We start from the raw sequence: 22,716 nt of genomic DNA, 5'->3' as shown, positions 1-22,716 counted from the left end.
AAAGGTCCAGTCATGCCCAACAAGTCGGAATACGCCCAGGGAACACCGAGCTGGGTAGACCTGCAAACCAGCGATCAGGACGCGGCCAAGGAGTTCTATTCGGAACTGCTCGGCTGGGAGTACGACGACCGGCCGATGCCCGAGGGCCCCGTCTACTCGATGGCCACGGTGCGCGGCGAGAACGTCGCCGCCATCGCGCCACTGCCGCCCGACGCGGCGAAGGCGGGGGCGCCTGCGAATTGGAACACCTACATCGCGGTCGACGACGTCGACGCGACGGTCGCGAAGGTCCCCGGCGCCGGCGGCCAGGTGCTGATGCCTGCGTTCGACGTCTCGGACGCCGGTCGCATGTCCTTCGTCACCGACCCCACCGGGGCGGCCGTCGGATTGTGGCAGGCGAACAGGCACATCGGGGCCTCGCTCGTCGGCGACCCGGGCGCGTGCCTGTGGAACGAACTGAACACCGGCGACGTAGACAAGGCACTCGCGTTCTACAACAGCGTCTTCGGGATCACGTCGTCGACGATGTCGATGGGGCCGGAGTACACGTACCACCTGCTCGAGGTGGGCGAGGATCAGGTCGGGGGCTGCGGTCAGCCGATGACGCCCGGCACCCCCAATCACTGGCGGGTGTACTTCGCCGTCGAGAACGTGGACGCCAGCGCCGCCAAGGTCGTCGAACTCGGCGGCACGATCGTCGAAGAAGCGATGGACATCCCCACCGTCGGCCGCATGGCCGGTGTCGCCGACCCGCAGGGCGCGACGTTCAGCATCATGACGCCCGAGGAACGTCAGGGTCAGTAGCGGTGAAGATGCCCAAACCCTCCGAGGAGGACAAGCAGTTCTTCCGCTCGCTGATCCCCGACACCCCCGGCGTCGAGGTGAAGCCGATGTTCGGCAATTTGGGCGCGTTCGTGAACGGCAACATGTTCGCCGGGCTGCTCGGGCCGAGCGTCGGGGTGCGGCTCCTCGACGAGCAGGCGAAAGCCGAACTGGCGTCCACCGACGGCGTCGGCCGATTCGGCCCGGGTGAGAAGCCGATGCGCGAATACCTGGCCATACCCGACCGGTGGCGGGACACCCCGGGCCTCGCCACCCCGTGGATCGAACGCGCGCTCGCCGAGGTCGCCGAACTGCCACCGAAACAGCCGAAGCCGCGGAAGAAGTAGGAAACGACAGCAGCCCTCATCCCCGTAGTCTCACGCAGAGTTTTGTGATGGTGATGTGGCCGTGGAGCCGGATCAGCTCGTCGGCGGCGAGACGATGCGCACCGACCGCGGCGGGCGTGCGACGGTGAAGCCGTGCCGGCGAGCGGCCACCGTGAGCGGCTCGGGACTCGGGTCTGTCGGCCAGTCCGCCTCACCCGCCTCCCCGAACAGCGCCACTGCGTTGGCGCTCGGGCCGGTGGTGAAGCGGGTCTGGTACCGCAGGCCGGTGAAGCTGACGGCGTCGAACGCGGCGGCCCATTCCTGCGGCACCGAATAGGGGGTCATGGACGACAGTTCTCGGGTCAGACCGAAATCCGCGGCCGCGTCCGCGCAGGTGTCGGCCACGCGGTGTGCGTGAGGCACGACCAGGTTCGACAGCTGGCGTACTGCGGCGAAGTCCTCGCTGATGATCCCGGTCGTCGCCAGCGCCGCCCCGACGGTCTCCCGGATCGCGGTGAGCTCGTCGAGCGCGAGGTAGCAGGTGCCCCGTGGCGGTGTCAGATCGAACCGGCCGCCGCCGAAGGAGGAGAACCACCACGGACCGTTTCCCTTGCTGTGTCCGCGGTGCAGCGCCTGCGCCGCGGTGAGCTCGCAACCGGGGAAATGCTGCAGTGGACGGGACGGAGGGCGGAGGGCAACGGAATCTCGTGTCACGCGGCCCACCGCTCGGCGTCGGCCCGGGCAAGCGCTAGCGGCTCCTCGACCGAGCGGCCGGTGGTGACCCAGTCGACCGCAGTGCGGTCGCCGAGTTCGGGCTGCGGGCTGCGCAGCCAGACCGCGCAGGTCCACGGGTCGGCGGCTGTGCGCAGAGCCTTCCACAAGGCGATCAGGTGCGGATGCACCGTTCTCGCGTCCGTGAACTGCCACGTCGGGTAGACCCACTGGCCGTCGTCGAGCCGGCAGGCGATCACGGTGCCTGCGGCGACAGCCTTGTTGACCGCTTGGCGGCTGATGCCCCACCACCGGGTCAGGCCGCCGGTGTCGTAGAACGGGCCCACCAGCAAGTCGTAGACGTGGGTGGTGGGCAGTGCCGCGGCCATCGACGCGGCGATCGATTCGACATCGTCGAAGATTTCGGCGGGGACGCCGGCCGCGCGCGCGTCGGTGAACGTCTCGTGGACGCGGCGGGTGAGAAGGGCCATGAGCTTGCGTTCCTGCTCGACCAGGGGGTCCATGCGCTCCTCCTAGCGGTCAACTGCGTCAACCCAAGTGTTCCGAGATCCGACAACCAGGTCAACGCCATGGGAGCTCGTTGCTCCAATCCCGTCCAATGCTCGATCAGGCTCGATCTGCGGCAGGTGTGGGCAAAACGTGGGCACGGGCCGACTGACCTTCACCGGTCACCGCAACGAAAAAGGCTCCGACCTGGCATCCATCACCAGATCAGAGCCTTTTCACTCTGCGGAAGCGGAGGGATTTGAACCCCCGGTGGGTTTAACGCCACGCTCGCTTTCAAGGCGAGTGCATTCGGCCGCTCTGCCACGCTTCCGTGGGCGATCTTATCGGTACGGAGGCGGCATCGGGCAACCGGTCAGCGGTCGCCGATGGCCTTGTCGACGCGTTCGAACACCTCGGCGAGAACCTTGAGCTGAGACTTGGTGAGCAGATCGACGAGGTTGCTGCGCACCCCGGCCACGTGAGTGGGGGCCGCGTCGGCGAGCCGGGCGCGACCTTCGTCGGTGATGACGGCGAGCACCCCGCGGCCGTCTTCGAGGCAGGTGTCGCGAGTGACCATGCCCTGCGCCTCCATCCGCCGGATCTGGTGGGTGAGGCGGCTGCGGGAGGAGAGGACGCCGTCCGCGAGGTCACTCATGCGCAGCGAACCGTCCGGCGACTCGGACAGCAGCACCAGAATCCGGTAGTCCGCGAGGGAGAGGTCGTGTTTCTCCTGCAGATCCCGGTTGAGGACGTCCATCAGCCGCTGGTTGCCGTCCATGTATCCGCGCCATGCGCGCATCTCGGCCGCCGTCAACCAGTTGGTCGCGGCTTCGGCGTCGGAGGTTTCTGCTGTCACAGGTTCACATTCTAGTAGTCCGACATTACTTTCCAGTAGCGTGCGGTGCCGGAAGAGGCCGAGCGGTCGCTTCGACCGGTCGCCGGCACCGGACGGCGCCGCGTTTCGCTAGCGTCGTTCCCATGTATGCGATCACCATCGACCAACCGGGCGGCCCCGAAGTCATGACGTGGGCCGAGCAGCCGGACCCGGAACTTCCCCCCGGTCACGTCCTCCTCGACGTCGCCGCGACGGCCGTCAACCGCGCCGACCTGCTGCAGCGTCAGGGGTTCTATCCCCCGCCGCCCGGGGCCAGCGACATCCTCGGGCTCGAATGTTCCGGCACGATCGCCGAACTCGGCGAGGGAGTGTCCGGCTGGTCCGTCGGCGACCAGGTGTGTGCGCTGCTGGCCGGCGGCGGCTACGCGGAGAAGGTGGCCGTCCCCGCGTCGCAGCTTCTCCCACTCCCCGAAGGGGTGGATCTGCTCGTCGCGGCGTCGCTGCCGGAGGTCGCGTGCACGGTATGGGCGAACGTCGTGATGGGCGCCGGACTGTCCCGCGGCGACGTGCTGCTGGTGCACGGCGGCGGCGGCGGCATCGGCACCCACGCCATCCAGGTGGGTGTCGCGCTGGGCGCGCGCGTGGCCGTCACCGCCGGATCCGAGGAGAAACTGGCGCGCTGCCGCGAACTCGGCGCCGACATCCTCGTCAACTACCGGGAAGCCGATTTCGTCGACGAGATCCGCAAGGCGACGGGCGGACACGGCGCCGACGTGATCCTCGACAACATGGGCGGCGCGTACCTCGGCCGCAACGTCGACGCGCTCGCCGCCGACGGCCGGCTCGTCGTCATCGGCATGCAGGGCGGCCGCAAGGGCGAACTGGACCTGGGCAAGGTGCTGGCCAAACGCGCCCACGTGACCGCCGCCGGACTGCGGGGACGCCCCGAGTCGGGTCGCGAGGGCAAGGCCGAGATCGTCGCCGACGTCCGCAAGCGGCTGTGGCCGCTGATCGCGGAGGGCGCGGTCCACCCCGTCGTCTCGGCCGAACTGCCCATCACCGAGGCGCCGCGCGGACACGAACTGCTCGACTCCGCCGACACCGTCGGCAAGGTGATCCTGACGATCCCGCGGAAGTGACGCGTCGCCCGGTGTGACCTTCGTCCCGACGAAACGAATGTCACATCGGGCGAGCTCGGTTTCAGCCCAGGGTGGCGAGCTCGTTGACGAGCTGGTCGATCTCGTAGCGGGTCGTGTACGGCGCGAGCCCGATGGTGACGGCGCCGCCCTCGTCGTTGACACCGAGGGCGTCGAGCAGCCGGGAACCGCCGTGGACGCCGCTGACGGTGGCGATGCGCTTGTCTGCGAGGTGCGAGGCGACCTTGTCGGCCGAGACTCCGGCGACGGTGAAGCTGAGCGTGGGAACCCGGCTCGGCGACCGCCCGATGACCATGACCTGCGGTAGCCGCTTCAGCGAGGACATGAGGTGGTCGAACAGGGTGTCCTGGTAGTTCTGCAGTGAGCTGATGGACGCCTCGAGCTTCTCGCGCCGGGAACCGGTGGCCGACTCGTCGAGGTTCGCGAGGAAGTCGATCGACGTGGTGAGTCCGGCGAGGAGCGCGAACTGGTGCACCCCGACCTCGAGACGTTCGACACCCCGCGCATACGGGTTCAGCGACACGGCCGGGATGCGGTCGAGGAGGGAGGGGTCGCGGAAGACGAGTGCCCCGACCTGCGGTCCACCCCAGGAGGTGGCGCCGACGGCGACGACGTCCGCACCGAGTTCATTGATGTCGACGTGCGCGTAGGGGGCGGCGCCGATCGCGTCGACGACCATCAGTCCGCCGACTTCGTGGACGCGGTCCGAGGCGACGCGGACGTCGGGCGCCGAGCCGACGATCGGGGAGGCGGCGGTGAGTGCGACCAGACGCGTCGTGGTGGTGATGAGGTCCTGGAACTGCCAGCTGGGGAGTTCGCAGGTCTCGATCTCGACCTCCGCCCACCGCACCTGGGCGCCGTAACGGCTGGCGACGCGCAGCCAGGGCGCCACGTTCGCTTCCTCGTCGAGGCGGGAGAGCACGAGCCCGGTTCCGAGACCGAGTCGCGTGCTCAGCGACTCCGCCAGCCAGGCCAGGAGAACGGATCGGTCGGGTCCGAGTACGACCCCGGCGGGATCGCCTCCGACCAGGTCGGCGACGGCTGCTCGGGCCGCATCGAGAACCGCCGCACTGCGCCGGCTGGACACATGTCGTCCGGTCGACGAAGAGGCAGAAGCCCGGAAGGCCGTGGAGACAGTGCGCGACACCGCGTCCGGAATCTGCATGCCGGCCTGCGGATCGAGATGGATCCAACCGTCGCCGAGTGAGGGGATGAGTCCCCGAACGCGGGCAACGTCGTAAGCCATGCCCGACACTCTAAGACCCCAAGTCAATACGGTCGAAGCCAGCCATCGATTGTTGCCAAATGCAACATAGATGGAAAGGGCCAAATCGGACGCACTTTCGCACTGCCGCGCAGGAACAGCCAAGATGGAGGCATGACGAACTCGGAGAATGAACACGTAGTCGTGATCGGTCCCGACGGTCAGCCCATGGCCATTCCCGTCGCGGAGGCCGCGAGCAAGCCCGAGGACTCCACCGCCGCAGCCGCCGCAACCGAGAACGGGAACGGGAACGGCGCCGAGTCGATCGCCGACATGGTGGAGCAGCCGGCCAAGGTCATGCGCATCGGAACGATGATCAAGCAGCTACTGGAGGAGGTGCGCGCGGCACCGCTCGACGACGCCAGCCGCAACCGGCTGAAGGAGATCCACAAGTCGTCGATCCACGAGCTCGAGCAGGGCCTGGCCCCCGAACTGCGCGACGAACTCGAACGCCTCACGCTGCCCTTCACCGACGACACCGTCCCCAGCGACGCCGAACTCCGCATCGCGCAGGCACAGCTGGTGGGGTGGCTGGAAGGACTGTTCCACGGCATCCAGACGGCCCTGTTCGCCCAGCAGATGGCGGCCCGCTCCCAACTCGAGCAGATGCGTCAGGGAGCCCTGCCTCCGGGCATCAGCATGGGCAACCCGCACGGGCCGCACAACAACGATCCGGGATCGCAGTCGAGCGGTACCGGCCAGTACCTGTAGCAACGGGCGAAACAGCATGGAACTCGACTCCCGGTAGGCTCGGTGCCCGTGTCAGCATCCGCTATCGAAACCGAGGCCGCAGGCGGCCCGCTCCCGGCGTCCGACTCGCAGACCTTCCGGCGTGCGTTCAAGGACCTCAGGGACGGCTTCGCTCAGCGCGAGCTGTGGCTGAGCCTCGGCTGGCAGGACATCAAGCAGCGCTACCGCCGGTCGGTGATCGGCCCGTTCTGGATCACCATCGCCACCGGCGTGCAGGCCGCGGCGATGGGCATCCTCTACTCGGCCCTGCTGGACATCCCGCTGGACGAGTTCCTGCCGTACGTCACGGTGGGTCTGATCGTCTGGAACCTGATCAGCGCGAGCATCCTCGAGGGGTCCGAGGTGTTCATCGCCAACGAGGGGCTGATCAAACAGCTGCCGTCGGCGCTGAGCGTCCACGTGTATCGGCTGGTGTGGCGGCAACTGCTGCTGTTCGCCCACAACCTCGTCATCTACGTGATCATGGTGTTCGCGTTCGGGGTGTGGCGGCACCTGACCTGGATGTCGCTGGCCGCGATCCCGGCGATCGCGCTGATCGTCGTCAACGCGGCGTGGGTGTCGATCATGTTCGGCATCTTCTCCACCCGCTACCGGGACATCGCGCCGATCCTCGGCAGCATGACGCTGCTGCTGTTCGTGCTGACACCGATCATGTGGACCACGCAGAGCCTGGAGGTGCAGGGCGGTCAGGCCGCCGAGCGCGTCAAGCTCGCCGAGCTGAACCCGCTGTTCCACTACCTCGACATCGTGCGCGCGCCGATGATCGGCCAGGACCAGCAGGCGTACCACTGGTACATCGTGCTGGCCATCACCGTCGTCGGGTGGACCGCCGCCATCCTCGCGCTTCGCAAGTACCGGGCCCGCGTGCCCTACTGGGTATAGGGGTTTGCCGATATGACGACGGTTGAGCGGAGCGAGGGGCAATGACGGAGCATGTGAGTATCGAGACGCGGGACGCCTGCGTCGACTTTCCGATCTTCGACGCCAAGTCCCGGTCGCTGAAGAAGGCGTTCCTCGGCAAGGCCGGCGGATCCATCGGGCGCAACAACTCGGATGTCGTGGTGGTCGAGGCCCTGCGCGACATCAACCTGTCGCTGAAGGAAGGCGACCGGATCGGTCTGGTCGGTCACAACGGTGCGGGCAAGTCGACGCTGCTGCGGTTGCTGTCCGGCATCTACGAGCCCACCCGCGGCAGCGCCAGCATCCGCGGCCGCGTGGCCCCGGTCTTCGACCTCGGTGTGGGCATGGACCCCGAGATCTCCGGCTACGAGAACATCATCATCCGCGGGCTGTTCCTCGGGCAGACCCGTAAGCAGATGCTCGCGAAGATGGACGAGATCGCCGACTTCACCGAGCTGGGCGAGTACCTGTCGATGCCGCTGCGCACGTACTCCACCGGCATGCGGGTGCGTGTCGCGATGGGCGTGGTCACCAGCATCGACCCGGAGATCCTGCTGCTCGACGAGGGCATCGGCGCCGTCGACGCGGAGTTCATGAAGAAGGCGCGCGTGCGGCTGCAGGCGCTGGTGGAGCGGTCCGGCATCCTGGTGTTCGCCAGCCACTCCAACGAGTTCCTCGCCCAGCTCTGCGACCGGGCCATGTGGATCGATCACGGTCAGATCCGGCAGGAGGGCGGCATCGAGGACGTCGTCCGCGCGTACGAGGGCGACGACGCCGCCGACCACGTCCGCCACGTCATCTACGAGATGGACCGGGAGAAGTCCGGGCTGAGCCGCCCGGCCGAACGGGACGCCCGTAGCGTCGGATCGAACGAGCGTCCCGTTCGCGCGGCCGCGGAAGCCGAGGCGGAGTCCGCGTGAGCGCTGCTGCCGAGCGGATCGTCGGCGTCGTCGTCACCCACAAACGCCGGGAACTGCTGGCGGAGTCGCTGAAGATCCTCGGCTCGCAGACGCGTCCGCTGGACCATCTCGTGGTCGTGGACAACGCCGCCGAGGACGACGTGCGCGCACTCGTCGAATCGTCCGGGATCCCCACCAGCTACCTCGGCTCGCAGCACAATCTGGGCGGGGCGGGCGGCTTCGCCCTGGGGATTCTGTACGCCCTCTCGCTCGGCGCCGACTGGGTGTGGCTGGCAGACGACGACGGCAGGCCCGAGGGGCCGAAGGTCCTGGAGACGCTGCTCGACTGCGCCCAGCGGCACGGGCTCGCCGAGGTGTCGCCCGTGGTCTGTGACATCGACGACCCCGACCGCCTCGCCTTCCCGTTGCGCCGCGGCGTCGAGTGGCGCCGGCTGCGGTCCGAACTGTTCACCGACGGCGACGACTCGGCCGACCTACTGCCGGGCATCGCGTCGCTGTTCAACGGCGCCCTGTTCCGGGCGTCGGCGATCGACACGGTCGGCGTCCCCGACCTGCGGCTGTTCGTCCGCGGCGACGAGGTGGAGGTGCATCGCCGGCTGGTGCGGTCGGGGCTGCCGTTCGGCACCTGCCTGCAGACGGCGTACGTGCACCCGAACGGCGCGGAGGAGTTCAAGCCGATCCTCGGCGGCCGGATGCATACGCAGTACCCGGACAACGAGACGAAACGGTTCTTCACCTACCGCAACCGCGGCTATCTGCTGTCCCAGCCGGGCATGCGGAAGCTGCTGCCGCAGGAATGGGTGCGGTTCGGGTGGTATTTCCTCGTCACGAGGCGTGATCCGCAGGGTCTGCGGGAGTGGATGCGGCTGCGCAAGCTGGGCCGTCAGGAGCGGTTCGAGCGGCCGTAAATTCGGTTGCGCCCGGGTTCCGCCGGGTGGGAGCATCGTGGGGTTCCGGTCGAAGAATTCGATGTGTTGCGAAGGAGTGAGTGTCCGATGACTGTCTCGTCGGTCGACGCCGCGTGCGTCCACTCCCCCTTCCCCCTCGCCTGACCGAACCCGCGCAGTGGTCCGGTCGGCACTCATCGACCCGAGGATCACACCCACCATGTTCGATTCCGGACACCTCCTGCCCTACGGCTGGAACGACACACTTTCCCACACCTTCGTCAGCTTCCCCGCCGACGGTCGCGAGCCGGGACGGGTGATCCGCGTGGACCGCGGTCGCTGCGACGTCGCCGCGCCCGCCGGCGTCGTCCGCGGTCACTGACCGGGCGTCCGGCCCGCACCCCGGTTCACTCCCTGAGCCGGGATGCGGGTGGCAACATGGGGCTATGTTCGATCTTCGGAGAAAGGCCCGTCTCAAGTTTCAGCGTGCAATGTCCGAGGTGGTCGCCGAATCCGACCGGCGGTCCCGCGAGCTCACCGTGAACCAGCACGACCAGACCCTGGCCGAGCTGACCGCGACCAACCAGGAACTGGCCCGGGTGCTGTCCGAGCTGTCGGATGCCCGCATCGAGATCTCCGACGTCCAGCAGCGGCTCGGCGAACTCGAACAGCAGGCCCGCCGCGACATCACCCAGGCGCTGGACGTGCGGGCCACCAACGAGGCCGCGGAGTTCGTGCTCGAGCACATGCCGAAGGCGCCCGTGTTCTGGAACCCGCAGGACACGTTGCGCTACGGACTGTCGCAGGTGGAGATCGAGGGTCTGGCCCTCGAATTCGGGGTGGCGTCGGGCGCGACGCTCCGGATCATCGTCGAACAATTGAAGGACGCCGAGCACGAGGTGTTCGGGTTCGACGTGTTCTCCGGGCTGCCGCAGACGTGGCGCACCGGCTTCCCGGCCGGGGAGTTCGCGCAGGAGAAACTCCCCAAGGTGCGGGGCGCGGAGTTGGTGCCCGGACTGTTCGAGGACACGCTGTCGGGCTTCCTCGAGAAACACCCCGGACCGGTGTCGTTCGTGCACCTCGACGCCGACCTGTACTCGTCGACGAAGTCGGTGCTCGACCGGCTCGAACACCGGCTCGTCGCGGGCACGGTGATCGTGTTCGACGAGTTCTTCAACTTCCCCGGCTGGCAGGAACACGAATACCGGGCGTGGACGGAGTTCGTCGACCGCACCGGTATCGGATTCGAGTACCTCAGCTACACCGCCAACCACGAGCAGGTGGTCGTGCGGATCACCGCACCAGTGTCAAGATGAGTGTTCGGTCCCGTTCGCCTCGTCTGTCCGGGTGTAGAGCCGAGTCCAGTTGTCCCGGCTGGTGAGGGTGGCCATCTCCGCGCGAAACGCTCGTGCAACAGGATGCGCCTCTGCCCGGAATCGCTTGATCACACCGGCGAGGCGGCCACTCATCTCCGCAGCGAGATGCCTGTCGTACCGCCGTTCGCGCACACCCGCCTGTGAGGCATCGGTGACGTAGACGTGCTCGAACCGCCCGACATGCCACCAGCGCGCGTCCTCGTAGGAAATCGCGACCGGTCCGGGCTCGAGTCGTCCACGGAAATGGTTGCCGGCCCGCTTAGCCAGTACCAGGTCCTCCCACCCTGCCTTCGGGGGCGGATCCGCCCGGTGGAAACGCACGCCGCTGGGGAGTTCGGATACCGGTCGGGCCACAGTCTCTGGGAACCGCTTGCGCTCCTCGTTGATCATGGCGAGGGCTGCCTGCCCGCCGTCGGCGAGAGCGTCAGGGCCCTCGAGGAACCCTTCGATAGCACGCAACTGCGTGTGCGCTAGACCGTACTGGAGGCTCACGATCGAGCGACTGATCTCCCGAGCGAGCTGTTTCGCCAGGAGAGTCGGGGCAAAATTCGGGTCGAGCGCCGCGGTGATCAGGCCATTGCGAGTACTGAAGTAGTGGGCGAAGCCGTCGACGTCCTTCCAGTAGAAGTCCGCATGCCACACGCCGGTGGACGGCAGTGTGATCGTCGGGATGCCCGCGCGTCCGGCGCGCAAGCTATATTCGACGTCGTCCCACTGGAAGAAGACGGGCAACGGCATGCCGATCTGTCGGACGACTTCGGCCGGGATCAGGCACGACCACCAGCCGTTGTATTCGGCGTCGATCCGGCGCTCGGGCAGCTTCTTCAGCACGTTGGCGTTGCGGACCCCGAATTTGTCTGTCGGCAGCCCACGCTGCAGGGTGGTCAAGTCCGCGCGTTCTCCCGACGCCAGCAGGTAGTTGGGGTTGTACAGGAACAGCATCTGTGCGCCGATCAGCGCGGGGTCGGTCGTCATGTTCGCGAAGGCGCTCAACCGCAGGACCGTTTCCGGCTCACACAGGACGTCGTCGTCCATCAGGATCACATCGGCGTGCGGGCCCGCGGCCGAAGCCTCGTAGAGGCCACGACTGAATCCGCCCGCGCCACCGAGGTTCGCCTGCCGCAGATAGTGCAGTCGGCCGCCGAACCGCGGAGCGACCTGCTGAAACAAGTCGCGGCTCTCGACCGCGTCGGTGCCCTGGTCGACGACGTATACCGCGTCGAGTGAGGACAGCACCCGCTCATCGGACGCGAGAGCGGCGACGGTGTTGGCACAGTCATCGGCCCGGTTGAATGTGCAGATGGCGACGGCCACCGGCCGGACGGTACCGGGGGACGCGACGGTCCACTCGATGTCGCTGACCGTGACGCCGCCTTCGATGGCATCGAATTGAAGCCACAGGGCGCCGCCGTCGGCGAACTTGTCGAGCCTCGCTGTCAGGGTGACGGTCTCGGAGCCGATGACGGATTCTGCCGCGATGATCCGGCGGTGGCCGCCGATATCGGAGGCCAGGAGCTGGACCCGGCAGCGGTCCGCAGCGTCGACGCGCGCTATCGCTGTGACCTCGGTTGCTGTCGTCCATCGCTGCCAGTAGCTGGCAGGGAATCGGCCGAAAAAGGTGTTGGTATGCACGGTGGCGCCGGCGTGCATACGAAGTTGGAATCGTGTGCGGGTGGACCCACCGCGCTTGACCACTGCGTAGAGGTCGTCGTTGACGATCGAGGAGGTGCCCGTGAACGGTCCCCGCTGTACAACGAGGCGATCAGACTCCGCCCGATGCTCGGTTAGCTCGACATCGGAAACGGAAGCGCTTGCTGTATCCACATGCGCAGGGTATCGCGACCGTCGCCTTCGTCGCGGCTCAGCCTGCCGTTCCGGACAGATTCACGGAGGCACCGCAGAGCCCTTGCCTGCGTCGGCGCAGGGACAGCAATCCCCACGCCATGCGCACTACATCCGTGAGTGCGATCCGGCTCGGATGGGCCCGATGATCATCGTTCAACCGGACGGGCACCTCGACAGGCGCGATACCCGACAACTCGAGGGCGTAGGTCAGTTCGGTCGTGAAGAGGAAACCCGGCTCCGACAGCCGGTCGGCGAGACTGCGCAGCAGGGTTCCGTCCACCACGAAGGTCCCCTGGGGGTCTCCGGTCCGGGTCCCCAGCAACGCCCTCCGAAGGGCTCCGAAGCCCATCGTCATCGCCGACCGCAGGGGCCCACGATCGACCACAGATTCGGGGTGCGCCTTCGATCCGATGATCACCGAAGGAAGCTGCCCCCATTCTCTTTCCAGTCGGTATGCCGCGTCGATGTCACTGAACCCGAAGGGAAGGTCGTCCGCAGTCAGTATCACCCGGTCACCCCGAGACGCCAAGGCCCCCGTTCGCAGAGCGTTACCCATCCCTTTTGCACTGTTCAGAAAGGCGAAGGACACGGTGGGGTCCGTCCACTCGTCCGCGAGCGCCTGGCATACCCGGACGGTGGAATCGGTCGATCCGTTCTGTACGACGATGATTTCGACGTCGCGGCCGGCGAAGTGCTCTGCAAAGCTCCGGACCGTGGATTCAAGCACCTCCTCGGAGTTGAACGCCGGAATCACCACGGACAGTTCGGGCGTGCCGGCATCTCGCGGATTCGGCTGAATGAGACCAGACACGAACTGCCACCGCCTCCCGTTTCCCGGCATCGACCCGCCGAAATACTACGCTCCGGATATGCGAATTCGAGGCATCACTCGCTCGACCGAAGCCCATCCGTGATCTCGCTTCCGGACGTCGCGAAGCGGATCGGAACGCCGGTTCTGCTCGCCGTCGCCGTGGCCGCCACGGCAGGGATTCCTCTGTTCTCTAATCGCTCGTTCTACTTCTGGGATGACAGCGCCGCGGCATTCGCGCCCGGTTGGTACGCCGTCGGCGAGCGTCTCCTGGCGGGGTCGTGGCCGACTCTGATCCCCGACATGTGGGCGGGCGGGAATCTTCCGGCAGAGGCTCTGTACGGCACGTACAACCCCGTCATTCTCGCCGACTCCCTCCTGATCGCGTCGGTGCCCAATCTGGCAGTGGGCATCACCCTCGTCAAGATGCAGTTTCTCGCCATCCTCGCTGTGGGTGTCTACGTGGTTGCTCGCCAGTACGGTGCGACCCGGTCGATGTCCTTTGTTGCCGGATTCGGCATGCCGTTTGCCGGGTACACCCTGTACTTCGACGCATCGAGTTGGGCGTCTGGCCTGATTGCATTCGCGTGGATTCCGCACGTGTGGTGGTCGACGAGGGCTTCCGCACAGGGTCGCCTGAATCCACTGGTTCCGTTCGTATTCGGATTCCTCGCATTGACGACCGGAAACCCTTACGGCGCAGTGGGCGTCGCTGTCGTGTATCTCGCAGTGATCGGTGAGTGCGTTGCCTTCCGCCGGTACTCCGGCCTCGCGAGGTTACTGTGGAGCGGAGCTTCCGTGCTACTGGCCACACTGATCGTCTACCTCCCGCTGGCCTTCACCACCGAGGTGTCGGTTCGGACGCAGGGAGGTGCGCACAACGACGGTTTCCTCCGCCCCGATCTGGGCGACGTTCTCAATGCCAGCGCATTCTCGAATCGACCAGACATACCCGCTTTCGGCCAACCCGTCATGACCGTTCCGCTCGTGTATCTGGTCTGGTTCATTGTTCCCCTCGCACCGTGGATCCGCTGGAACACACTCCGGACCATGGGACGCAGGAGCGTCTCGCTGATTCTGTTCGGCGCCGTCTACGGGGTTTTGCTGCTCGGTCCGTCCCAGCTCTGGCTGTTCCGGTGGCCGGTGCGACTCATCGAGTACGGCCAGCTCCCTGTGATGGTAGCGACCGCGGTCGTGCTGTCCGCAGGACTCCATCGCAGCCACGTGATGCGTCGTTCCGTCCTCACCGGCGGGCTCCTTCTCGTGCAGTTCTACCTGTCGTGGTCGAACGTGCCCGAAGACGGCAGGATTCATCTCGTCGCGCTCGGCATCGCCGCCGCACTCGTTGTCTCGACTGTCGGTATTTCCATGCGTAATCCGCGCGCGCTTTCGTCCGCACTCGCCGTCGGAATCGTTGTGGTGCTGGCTGTGCAGACCAACGCGTGGTTTCCTGGAAACTGCTCTGTCACGCCGTGGAAGTTCCCTCGCCACATCTCCTTCTATGAGGACCACTTCAGGAACCGCTATCCGGGGACCACTTTCGTCATCGCGCATCCAGAGAACATTCCGAGCGAGAAACCTACCGATCAATGGGGCGACATTCTGTTCGGCAACGTCTGGCAGCCTGCGGGCGTCAAGGCGGTCAACAGCTACGCAGGCATCAGCTATGAGGACTTCGTCGACTCACTGTGTCTCAACTACTACGGCGGAGTCGAGTGCCCCGATGCAGTCGACCGACTGCTGGCGAAGGCGCCTGGTACCAGCGTGAGCTGGCTCGACGCACTGCGGCTCGGCACTGTAGTGGTCCAGAACAGCGGCCCCTACGGCGGAACGCACGCACTGGACCGTCTTCCCCCCGGCGAGTGGACAGTGACTCACGATGGGACCGTCACGGTCGGCCACCGCATCGCGCCACAAAAGTGGCCCGACGGACGGCTGTCCGCGTCGCCGCGGACACTGCACGTGCTGGCCGACAACGCCGCCACTGACACCCGTGAAACCGTGGAGTTTACGGGATCGGGCACCGCAACTTTCGCGTTGCTGGCCTGGCCGGGATGGAGTGCGAGAGTGGATGGCAGACCCGCCCAGACTTCGGCGAGCCCGGGCGGGCTCCTCCAGGTGAAGTTGCCACCCACCCGCGGCACGGTGTCCACCCTTACCCTCGAATTCTCCCCGCCGGGAACGTTTTGGGGGCGGATCCTGACCGGTCTAGGTCTTGTCCTGGCTTTGATGCAGGGCGCGTGGCACTTTCGTGGGCGGAGGAGGGGGAGGAGGAACAGTCAGCGTGGCGACCAACCGGACGCCGTGACTCCCGAAAAATCGGCCGACCCGGACGCGGCCGCCGCGGACGACAACGCGTCGGCGATCAGCTGGTGGCCGACCTGGTTCGGGTGGTCGCCGTCGTCGGCCAGCAGTCCGGTGGGGTCGCCGTCGCCCCACGTCCCCTTGAACGTGCTGAAGAGGTCGACGTAGGTGGCGCCCTCCTCGCCCGCGACCTCCGAGATGACGTCGTTGGCGCGCAACGTCAGCACGGCGCTGTCGCGGAGGAACTGCGGACCGTACAAGTCGCGGGCCACGTCGCCGTCCGGGAAGACGTCCCAGTACCCGGTGACCAGCACCGCGGTCGGCTGACCGGCCCGCAGCTCGGCGATGCGGTCGAGCACGGACGTCAACGTGGTCTGCAGCTGCGGCAGCACCGGCGCGAAGCAGCCGAGCCCGTCGTCGCCGCCGCAGTCGCCGTCCAGGTAGTCGTCGAGTTCGGTGTAGAAGTCGTTGGCGCCGATCGTGACGGTGACGAGATCGGCGGCACTCACGGCGTCGGCGTCGTATGCGCCGGGTTCGAGCGAGTCGAGCAGGTCGGTGCTGGTCCAGCCCCCGACACCCAGGTTCGCGACCTGGACGGGCACGGCGTCGTCGCCGGACAGCTGATCGCCGAACAGTTCCACGAACGGCGTGCACCCGGGGCAACCGTCACCCGCTGGGATCGAATCGCCCAGGCCCACGAGCGTCGCGACCACGGGCGGCGACTCTTCCTGCGGCTGCGCCACCGGCGGTGCCGTGGACGTGGAGCAGGCGGCGAGGAGCGGAATCAGAACCGCTACGGGAACACCGAGAATCCAGCGTCGCACAGGGCCTCCCCATCACGTCCTGCGCCTCGGAGGGAGCGCTCGTCACCGGTCCGCACGAATTCTACCGACGGTCGCTGCCCTACGTCGTTCCCCGCGGGACGGTCCGGACGTGCGCCCGCTCGCCCTGGGGACCGAACAGGCTGAGGATCTCCACCGGTTGCGGTCCGGGATTGCCGAACCAGTGCGGCACGTGGGTGTCGAATTCCGCGACCTCCCCCGGCGTCAGGATCACGTCGTGTTCGCCGAGCAGCAGCCGCAGCCGGCCGGACAGGACGTACAGCCATTCGTAGCCCTCGTGGACCTGCAGGTTCGGTACCGCGGTCGGGTCGCCCGGCGGGATCACGTGCTTGAACGCCTGGATCCCGCCGGGCCTGCGGGTGAGCGGGATGATCGTCGTGCCGTTGCGGTCGAGCGGCCTCAGGTGGACGCGGGGGTCGCCGGTGGCGGGTGCGTCGACCAGTTCGTCCAGGGGCAATTGGTGGGCGCGGGCCAGGAGGAGCATCAGTTCGAGGGTCGGTTTGCGCTGGCCGGCCTCGAGCCGCGACAGGGTGCTCACCGAGATCCCGGTGGATTCGGAGAGCTGGGCGAGGGTCGCGCCCCGCTGCTGCCGGAGCGCTTTGAGCCGCGGTCCCACGGCGTCGAGGACGCCGTCCAGATCGGGTAGATCGTCGTTCACACCACCATGTTGCCACACTGGCAAACATTCTTGCCAGGATCGCGATCTCCCCGGACAGTGGACGTCACGAGGTCGACGAACGAAGGAGAACGCGATGGAAGACAGCTACGACGTGGTGGTCATCGGCGGCGGCGCGGCCGGACTCAGCGGGGCACTGACCCTGTCGCGGGCCCGCCGATCCGTGCTCGTGATCGACGCGGGCGAACCCCGCAACGCACCGGCCGGGCATATTCACAACTATCTGGGCCGAGAAGGCACCCCTCCCGGTGAACTCCTGGCCGTCGGACGCGAGGAGGTCACCGGCTACGGCGGGGAGATCGTGACCGGCACCGTCACATCCGCCGAGAAGATCGGGGACGGAGAGTTCCGGGTGACGCTCGCCGACGGCCGGACCGTCGGAGCGCGGCGGCTGCTCGTGACCACCGGCCTCGTCGACGTCCTCCCCGACATCCCCGGGGTGGCCGAACGATGGGGACGGGACGTACTGCACTGCCCGTACTGCCACGGCTGGGAGGTCCGGGACCAGCCGGTCGGCGTCCTGGCCGGCAGTCCGCTGGCGGTGCACCAGACACTGATGTGGAGCCAGTGGACCGATCAGGTGACGTTGTTCCTGAACGACGCGAACGAACCCACCGGCGAGGAATACAAGCAACTCGCCGCCCGCGGCGTCGCCGTGATCGACGGTGCGGTGGCCGGACTCGACGTGCGCGACGACCGGCTGACCGGTGTCCGGCTGCGCACGGGCCGGGTCTTCCCCCTCGCCGCCGTGGTGGTCCCGCCGCTGTTCCGGGCCCGCGCCGACTTCCTCACGACCCTCGGCCTCGGCACCACCGAGATGGAGATGGCCGGACACGTGATCGGCACCGCCGTCGCCGCCGACGCGACCGGTGCCACCGCTGTTCCCGGGGTGTGGGTGGCAGGCAACGTCGCGGACCCGAAGGCGCAGGTGATCGTCGCTGCCGGAGCCGGACTGACCGCCGCCGCCACCCTCAACGCCGACCTCATCGCGGAAGACACCCGGCTGGCGGTCGCCGGAGCGCTCAGCCGGTAGCCGATACGGTCGCCTCGTGGACCACGCGGTGCGCGGGCAGGATCGACTCGCGCTCCGCGTCGGCGTCCCCCTCGCCGCCGACCAGCCCGACGTAATGCGCGAGCTGGGCGGCGAGGGGTTCGTCGCTGTAGCGGATGGTGGGGATCTCGATCACCGTCTGCTGCTTGTACCCGTCGCGGTCGGCGGGCAGGTCGTCGTCGATGTGCCGGTAGATGGTGATGTCGCGGCGCAGCAGGTCGATCTCGATCAGACGGTCCGGCTCCAGCAGCGACAACTGCCGGACCTTCCGCTGACTCACCCGGCTGGCCGAGATGGTGGCGACCGCACCGGATTCGAATCGCAGCACCGCCTCCGCGCAGTCCTCGGCGTCGTTGCGCCGCGAACGGTCGTGGAAGTAACCGAATTCGGCCTTCACCCCGACCGGCGGCGATCCGACGAATCCGATCGCCAGGTCGACGTCGTGGATCAGCAGGTCGGTCGCGACACCGGTGGGGATGCGGGAGACGAACGGCGAGTGCCGGATTCCGTTGACCTGCCACACGTCACCGGCGAATTCGCGGGCCGTCCGGACCGCCGGGTTGAATCGCTCGAGCAGACCGCACATCAGCGGGACACCCGTTGCGGCGGCGCGTTTCACCAGATCGGTGCTCTCCTCGTACGTTGCGGCGAGCGGCTTTTCGACGAGCAGCGGTTTCCCGAGGTCCAGGACGCGGCCTGCCACCTCGTAGTGTGCGGGGGTCGCGGCCGCGACGACGACGGCGTCGATGCCGTCCAGGTCGTCGAAATCCGCGGCCCACTCGGCGCCGAACCGTGCGGCGACGTCCCGTCCGTGGTCTTCCCGCGGTTCCACCAGCAGCGCCAGGTCGCACAGCGGCGACTGCGCGAGGACGCGGGCGTGCAGCGAACCCATCTTCCCGGATCCGACGAGCGCGATCCGCGGTCGCGTGGACGTCATCACGCCTCCATCGCCTCGCGGACCGCCGCGACGATCCGGTCGACGTCGTCGGTGGAGAGCGCGGCGTGAACGGGGATGCTGAGGCACCGGCGGGCCACCGACGTCGCGATCGGTGTCGGCGAGACGATCACCCGGGGATGCTCGCGGTAGCAGTCGTAGTCGTAGACGGTTCTCGGGTAGTAGATGCCGCTGCCCACACCGCGATCGCCCAGACGCCGGGCGAGGGTGTCGCGGTCGATCGGTGCGTCCGGCGCGAGGACGACGGTGAACTGGTGCCACACGTGCCCGCGGCCCGCGAGTTCCGAAGGCAGAACCAGACCTTCGACGTCCTTCAACCCGGTCCGCAGCGCCTCCGCGTTCCGCCGGCGCGACTCGACCTGCTGCAGATACGAACCCAGTTGCGGCAACCCGAGACTGGCCTGCAGGTCCGTCATCCGGAAGTTCTGGCCGGCCATCTCGTACTCGTAGCGCCCGCGCATGCCCTGATTCCGCAGCACCCGTAACCGGTCGGCCACCGCGTCGTCGTCCGTCGTGACCATCCCGCCCTCGGCGGTGGTGAGATTCTTCGTGGCGTAGAACGAGAAGCAGCCGAGCCCGAAGCTGCCCGCGCCCCTGCCGTCGAACGTGGCGCCGTGCGCCTGCGCCGCGTCTTCGACCACGGCCAGTCCCCGCGACTCGGCCAGCGGCATCAGCGCACCCATGTCCGCGGTCTGCCCGTACAGGTGCACCGGCATCAGCACCCGGGTGCGTTCGTTCACGCACTGCTCCGCGACGTCGGGGTCGATCGCGAAGTCGGCCTCCCCGATGTCGGCGAACCGTGCCGTCGCGCCGGCGTCGAGGATCGCGTTGAGCGTCGCCACGAACGTGAACGGGGTGGTGAGCACCTCGTCGCCGGGCTGAAGGTCCAGCACCCGCAGCGCCGCGATGAGCGCGGTGGTCCCGCTGTTGACGGCCACCGCGTGCCGGGTGCCGACGAGTTCGGCAAACCCCTCCTCGAACCTCGCGACCTTCGGTCCCTGCGCGACCATCCCGGATCGCAGGGTGTCGAGGACCTCGCGCTCGACATCCTCTCCGAAGGAAATACTCGAGATCGCGATCACGGTTCCTCCGATAGATTGACGTGCAGTTCACACCGTCTTCACAGATTGCAACCCCTTGAAGGTTCCCACGGTCTGCACGGCTCCTGGAAGGAATCCGAAACTTTCATGACCATCGGTGAAAACTGCGAGATCCACCCGACCGTCGTGATAGGCGACGGCGTCACCGTCGGGGACCGGGTGAGCATCGGACCGTATGCCGTCCTCACCGGCCCCCTCGACATCGGCGACGACTGCTGGATCGGCGCCCACGCAACGCTCGGGGCGCCGCCGGAGTGGATCGGGAAGACGCATCCCCGCACGTGGACGGAGGTCAGCCCGCACCGGGGTGTGGTGATCGGCGCCGGCACCGTGATCCGGGAGATGAGCGCCGTCCAGCAAGGCGCCGAGCGGCCGACGACCATCGGGCGCGGCGGATTCGTCATGAACCACACGTCCGTCGAGCACGACGTCCGGATCGGCGAAGACTGCGTCCTGTCACCGTCGAGCACCCTCGGCGGCCACGTGACCCTCGGCGACGGCGTCAATATCGGCATGAGCGCGGTGGTGCATCAGCGGCGGGTGATCGGGGCGCGCGCGATGGTCGGAATGGGATCGGTCGTCGCCAAGGACATTCCGCCGTTCGCCACGGTGTTCGGCAATCCCGCCGCCCTGCGCGGCGCCAACCGGGTGGGGATGAGCCGGTCCGGGATCGCCGACCGGGACATCGAGGCGGTGGTGAATCTGTTCGCGTCGGGGCGGCTCGAGGCGGACGCGGAACTCCCGCAGTCGCTCGCCGACGCGTTCACCTGGTGGCGCCGGCTTGCGGTGAAACCGCTCGTTTCCTGATCCTGCGCCCCCTGATTGCTATCGTCGGAAACGAACGCTGCACTGCCGCAGCGCACTGCCGGTGAGGGGGTGGTCCTCGTGGACACCGATCCCGAGATCGTCCCCGACCGCGGCGGCCGCGCCGTCCTGATGAACGCGCTGCGAATCCTCGTCACCCTCGCGATCGTCGTCGCCGTCGCGTTCGCCGTGAAATCGCAGTGGGCCGAGGTCCGGGACACCATCAGCCAGCTGGACTGGTGGGCGCTCGCCGCCTCCGCGGTGTTCGTGTTCCTCGGCATGGCCGCCGCGGTGCGCGCGTGGCAGCACGCGCTCGGCGCCCTCGAACACCCGATTCCCGCGTTCGACGCCGCCCGCTGCTATCTGGTCGGCCAGCTCGGCAAGTATCTGCCGGGCAGCGTGTGGGCGTTCGTCCTCCAGACCGAACTCGTCCGCCGGGCCGGGGTGTCGCGCGCCAACGGATTCGTCGCCGTCCTCGTCACCGTGGGGCTGAGCATCACATCCGCACTGGTCGTCGGGCTGCTGGCGCTGCCCGCCCTGTTCCACATCAGCACCGTCGCGGCGGTCGCGGTGATCGTGCTCGTCCCCATCGCCCTCGTCTGCTGTTATCCCCCGATCCTCACCCGGCTGGTGAACCTGGCCCTGCGGATCCTGCGGCGCGCACCGCTGCACCGGCAGTTGACGATGCACAAGATCGGGCGGGCGCTCGGCTGGTGCGCCGTCAGCTGGGTGCTGTACGGCGTGCATCTGTGGCTCCTCGCGTCGAGCACGTCGGGATTCGCGGTGGGCACCCTGGTGCAGTGCATCGGCGCGATCGCCCTCGGCATGTGCGCCGGCGTGCTGGTCGTCGTCGCGCCGTCCGGCATCGGGGTCCGCGAGGCCGTCGTCGTCGCGGCGCTGTCGCCGTTCATGGACAGCGGGGTGGCGCTCGGGCTGGCCCTCGCATCCCGCCTGGTGTTCACGCTGTGCGAGGTACTCGCCGGCTTCGTCGCTGCGGTCGCCGGTTCGCGTTCGCTGCGCAACGCCCTCGTGCACGAGGATTCCCGGGTGCCGCAGCCCTCGTGAGGAGACCGCGATGACGGACGCCTGGGAGGTCGATCCCGCGTACGAGAACTACATCGGTCGCTGGAGCAGGCTGGTCGCGCCGCAGTTCCTGCGGTGGCTGGCCGCCGGCCCGGGCGACGTCTGGTGCGACGTGGGATGCGGGACCGGCGCCCTCGCCCACACCGTCCTCCGACTGTTCGATCCGGCCGGGGTGGTCGGAGTCGAGCCTTCGGAGCCGTTCGCCGCGGCGGCCCGGGCCGGCGCGGACGATCCCCGCCTCGACGTGCGGCCGGGCACCGCCGAATCGATCCCTGCCGCGGACGGCGAGTTCGACCGCGTGGTGTCCGGGCTGGTCCTCAACTTCGTGCCGCATCCGGTGGAGGGGCTCGCCGAGATGCGCCGCGTCACCCGCGCGGGCGGGACGGTCGCCGGGTACGTGTGGGACTACGCCGAGGGCATGCAGATGATCCGCGTCTTCTGGGACGCCGCCCGCGAACTCGACGAGGTGGCCGCAACCCTCGACGAGGGTGTCCGCTTCCCGCTCTGCCGGCCTCAGCCTCTCCGCGACGCGCTGGCCACCGCCGGGTTCACCGAGGTGACCGTGCACCCGCTCGACGTTCCCACCGTGTTCGCCGGCTTCGACGACTTCTGGCGGCCGTTCCTCGGCGGTCAGGGCCCCGCGCCCGGCTACTGCACGTCGCTGCCCGCCGGACGCCGAACCGCTCTTCGCGACCTGCTCGATGCCCGACTGCCGCGCGACGACGCCGGGCGCATCGCACTGACGGCGCGGGCGTGGGCGTTCCGCGGGTCGGTCCCCGACTGACCGGCGCGC

The 22,716-nt window shown here is 67.9% G+C and carries 23 protein-coding genes and 1 tRNA gene; 13 read left to right on the top strand and 11 right to left on the bottom strand.

Annotated features, from left to right (window positions below; translation table 11 throughout):
• The first annotated feature begins 12 nt into the window (after positions 1-12).
• The gene (locus MLGJGCBP_RS13600; protein ID WP_160096194.1) at positions 13-804 is read left to right on the top strand and encodes a VOC family protein; all 792 of its coding nucleotides are present in this window, start codon (positions 13-15) and stop codon (positions 802-804) included.
• A gap of 2 nt (positions 805-806) precedes the next feature.
• Positions 807-1,169 carry a TfoX/Sxy family protein gene (locus MLGJGCBP_RS13595; protein ID WP_160096193.1) on the top strand — a complete coding sequence of 121 codons (363 nt, stop codon included), beginning with the start codon at positions 807-809 and terminating at the stop codon, positions 1,167-1,169.
• 72 nt (positions 1,170-1,241) lie between these two features.
• Here the strand turns inward: MLGJGCBP_RS13595 and MLGJGCBP_RS13590 are convergent, their stop codons facing one another.
• The 4 genes from MLGJGCBP_RS13590 to MLGJGCBP_RS13575 all read right to left on the bottom strand — a co-directional run bounded on the left by MLGJGCBP_RS13590 (position 1,242) and on the right by MLGJGCBP_RS13575 (position 3,222).
• Entirely contained in the window at positions 1,242-1,862 is a 621-nt protein-coding gene (locus MLGJGCBP_RS13590; RefSeq protein ID WP_160096192.1) for an RES family NAD+ phosphorylase, read from the bottom strand.
• On the bottom strand, positions 1,859-2,383 hold the full coding sequence (locus tag MLGJGCBP_RS13585; RefSeq protein ID WP_160096191.1) for a hypothetical protein: 525 nt from the start codon (positions 2,381-2,383) through the stop codon (positions 1,859-1,861). Before MLGJGCBP_RS13585 ends, MLGJGCBP_RS13590 begins: the two co-directional genes overlap by 4 nt.
• A gap of 227 nt (positions 2,384-2,610) precedes the next feature.
• Positions 2,611-2,697: transfer RNA gene (locus MLGJGCBP_RS13580), tRNA-Ser, on the bottom strand.
• A 42-nt stretch (positions 2,698-2,739) separates the two neighbouring features.
• Positions 2,740-3,222: a MarR family winged helix-turn-helix transcriptional regulator gene (locus MLGJGCBP_RS13575; protein ID WP_087561581.1), complete on the bottom strand. Its 483-nt coding sequence runs from the start codon at positions 3,220-3,222 to the stop codon at positions 2,740-2,742.
• Between the two features lie 122 nt (positions 3,223-3,344).
• Here MLGJGCBP_RS13575 and MLGJGCBP_RS13570 point away from each other — a divergent pair, with 122 nt between their 5' ends.
• On the top strand, positions 3,345-4,340 hold the full coding sequence (locus MLGJGCBP_RS13570) for an NAD(P)H-quinone oxidoreductase (protein WP_160096190.1): 996 nt from the start codon (positions 3,345-3,347) through the stop codon (positions 4,338-4,340).
• 61 nt (positions 4,341-4,401) lie between these two features.
• Here MLGJGCBP_RS13570 and MLGJGCBP_RS13565 read toward each other — a convergent pair whose 3' ends face one another.
• A complete protein-coding gene (locus tag MLGJGCBP_RS13565; RefSeq protein WP_012691164.1) occupies positions 4,402-5,604 on the bottom strand; it encodes a cysteine desulfurase-like protein in 1,203 nt (400 codons plus the stop codon).
• Between the two features lie 132 nt (positions 5,605-5,736).
• On the opposite strand from MLGJGCBP_RS13565, the gene MLGJGCBP_RS13560 reads away from it, so the two are divergent.
• From MLGJGCBP_RS13560 to MLGJGCBP_RS13535, 6 genes are all read left to right on the top strand, one after another.
• Positions 5,737-6,333, top strand: coding sequence for a bacterial proteasome activator family protein (locus tag MLGJGCBP_RS13560; RefSeq protein ID WP_160096189.1), 597 nt, complete (start codon positions 5,737-5,739; stop codon positions 6,331-6,333).
• Positions 6,334-6,381: 48 nt separating this feature from the next.
• Positions 6,382-7,254, top strand: a complete 873-nt coding sequence (wzm, locus tag MLGJGCBP_RS13555) for a galactan export ABC transporter permease subunit Wzm/RfbD (RefSeq protein WP_160096188.1) — start codon at positions 6,382-6,384, stop codon at positions 7,252-7,254.
• A 41-nt stretch (positions 7,255-7,295) separates the two neighbouring features.
• Complete coding sequence (gene wzt / locus MLGJGCBP_RS13550; RefSeq protein WP_087561585.1) at positions 7,296-8,192, top strand: galactan export ABC transporter ATP-binding subunit Wzt/RfbE; 897 nt, start codon at positions 7,296-7,298, stop codon at positions 8,190-8,192.
• On the top strand, positions 8,189-9,100 hold the full coding sequence (gene glfT1 / locus MLGJGCBP_RS13545; RefSeq protein WP_160096187.1) for a galactofuranosyltransferase GlfT1: 912 nt from the start codon (positions 8,189-8,191) through the stop codon (positions 9,098-9,100). The genes wzt and glfT1 overlap by 4 nt, the downstream gene beginning before the upstream one ends.
• 199 nt (positions 9,101-9,299) lie before the next feature.
• Positions 9,300-9,461, top strand: a complete 162-nt coding sequence (locus tag MLGJGCBP_RS13540; protein ID WP_236581073.1) for a hypothetical protein — start codon at positions 9,300-9,302, stop codon at positions 9,459-9,461.
• A 64-nt stretch (positions 9,462-9,525) separates the two neighbouring features.
• Entirely contained in the window at positions 9,526-10,395 is an 870-nt protein-coding gene (locus tag MLGJGCBP_RS13535; protein WP_160096186.1) for a class I SAM-dependent methyltransferase, read from the top strand.
• On the opposite strand, the gene MLGJGCBP_RS13530 is transcribed toward MLGJGCBP_RS13535, so the two are convergent.
• From MLGJGCBP_RS13530 to MLGJGCBP_RS13510, 4 genes are all read right to left on the bottom strand, one after another.
• A complete protein-coding gene (locus tag MLGJGCBP_RS13530) occupies positions 10,387-12,279 on the bottom strand; it encodes a glycosyltransferase (protein WP_160096185.1) in 1,893 nt (630 codons plus the stop codon). The two genes, MLGJGCBP_RS13535 and MLGJGCBP_RS13530, sit on opposite strands and share 9 nt — an antisense overlap.
• A 37-nt stretch (positions 12,280-12,316) precedes the next feature.
• A complete protein-coding gene (locus MLGJGCBP_RS13525) occupies positions 12,317-13,111 on the bottom strand; it encodes a glycosyltransferase (RefSeq protein WP_236581072.1) in 795 nt (264 codons plus the stop codon).
• 2,276 nt (positions 13,112-15,387) lie between these two features.
• On the bottom strand, positions 15,388-16,236 hold the full coding sequence (locus tag MLGJGCBP_RS13515; RefSeq protein ID WP_160096183.1) for an SGNH/GDSL hydrolase family protein: 849 nt from the start codon (positions 16,234-16,236) through the stop codon (positions 15,388-15,390).
• Positions 16,237-16,315: 79 nt separating this feature from the next.
• Complete coding sequence (locus MLGJGCBP_RS13510; protein ID WP_201453056.1) at positions 16,316-16,912, bottom strand: helix-turn-helix domain-containing protein; 597 nt, start codon at positions 16,910-16,912, stop codon at positions 16,316-16,318.
• Between the two features lie 94 nt (positions 16,913-17,006).
• Here MLGJGCBP_RS13510 and MLGJGCBP_RS13505 point away from each other — a divergent pair, with 94 nt between their 5' ends.
• A complete protein-coding gene (locus MLGJGCBP_RS13505) occupies positions 17,007-17,963 on the top strand; it encodes an NAD(P)/FAD-dependent oxidoreductase (RefSeq protein ID WP_160096181.1) in 957 nt (318 codons plus the stop codon).
• Here the strand turns inward: MLGJGCBP_RS13505 and MLGJGCBP_RS13500 are convergent.
• Both MLGJGCBP_RS13500 and MLGJGCBP_RS13495 read right to left on the bottom strand, forming a co-directional pair.
• The gene (locus MLGJGCBP_RS13500) at positions 17,953-18,918 is read right to left on the bottom strand and encodes a Gfo/Idh/MocA family protein (protein WP_160096180.1); all 966 of its coding nucleotides are present in this window, start codon (positions 18,916-18,918) and stop codon (positions 17,953-17,955) included. The two genes, MLGJGCBP_RS13505 and MLGJGCBP_RS13500, sit on opposite strands and share 11 nt — an antisense overlap.
• Positions 18,918-20,018 carry a DegT/DnrJ/EryC1/StrS family aminotransferase gene (locus MLGJGCBP_RS13495; RefSeq protein WP_087561236.1) on the bottom strand — a complete coding sequence of 367 codons (1,101 nt, stop codon included), beginning with the start codon at positions 20,016-20,018 and terminating at the stop codon, positions 18,918-18,920. Before MLGJGCBP_RS13495 ends, MLGJGCBP_RS13500 begins: the two co-directional genes overlap by 1 nt.
• Before the next feature lie 105 nt (positions 20,019-20,123).
• On the opposite strand from MLGJGCBP_RS13495, the gene MLGJGCBP_RS13490 reads away from it, so the two are divergent.
• From MLGJGCBP_RS13490 to MLGJGCBP_RS13480, 3 genes are all read left to right on the top strand, one after another.
• Positions 20,124-20,843, top strand: a complete 720-nt coding sequence (locus tag MLGJGCBP_RS13490) for a DapH/DapD/GlmU-related protein (RefSeq protein ID WP_160096179.1) — start codon at positions 20,124-20,126, stop codon at positions 20,841-20,843.
• Between the two features lie 69 nt (positions 20,844-20,912).
• Positions 20,913-21,905 carry a lysylphosphatidylglycerol synthase transmembrane domain-containing protein gene (locus MLGJGCBP_RS13485; RefSeq protein ID WP_160096178.1) on the top strand — a complete coding sequence of 331 codons (993 nt, stop codon included), beginning with the start codon at positions 20,913-20,915 and terminating at the stop codon, positions 21,903-21,905.
• Positions 21,906-21,915: 10 nt separating this feature from the next.
• Positions 21,916-22,707 carry a class I SAM-dependent methyltransferase gene (locus MLGJGCBP_RS13480; protein ID WP_160096177.1) on the top strand — a complete coding sequence of 264 codons (792 nt, stop codon included), beginning with the start codon at positions 21,916-21,918 and terminating at the stop codon, positions 22,705-22,707.
• Positions 22,708-22,716 lie beyond the last annotated feature (9 nt).

The sequence above is a fragment of the Rhodococcus sp. T7 genome, from assembly GCF_009872365.1.
Lineage (GTDB): Bacteria > Actinomycetota > Actinomycetes > Mycobacteriales > Mycobacteriaceae > Rhodococcus_F.
The sequence above is the reverse complement of the archived record's forward strand: the minus strand, read 5'-3'. Positions and strand labels throughout refer to the sequence as shown.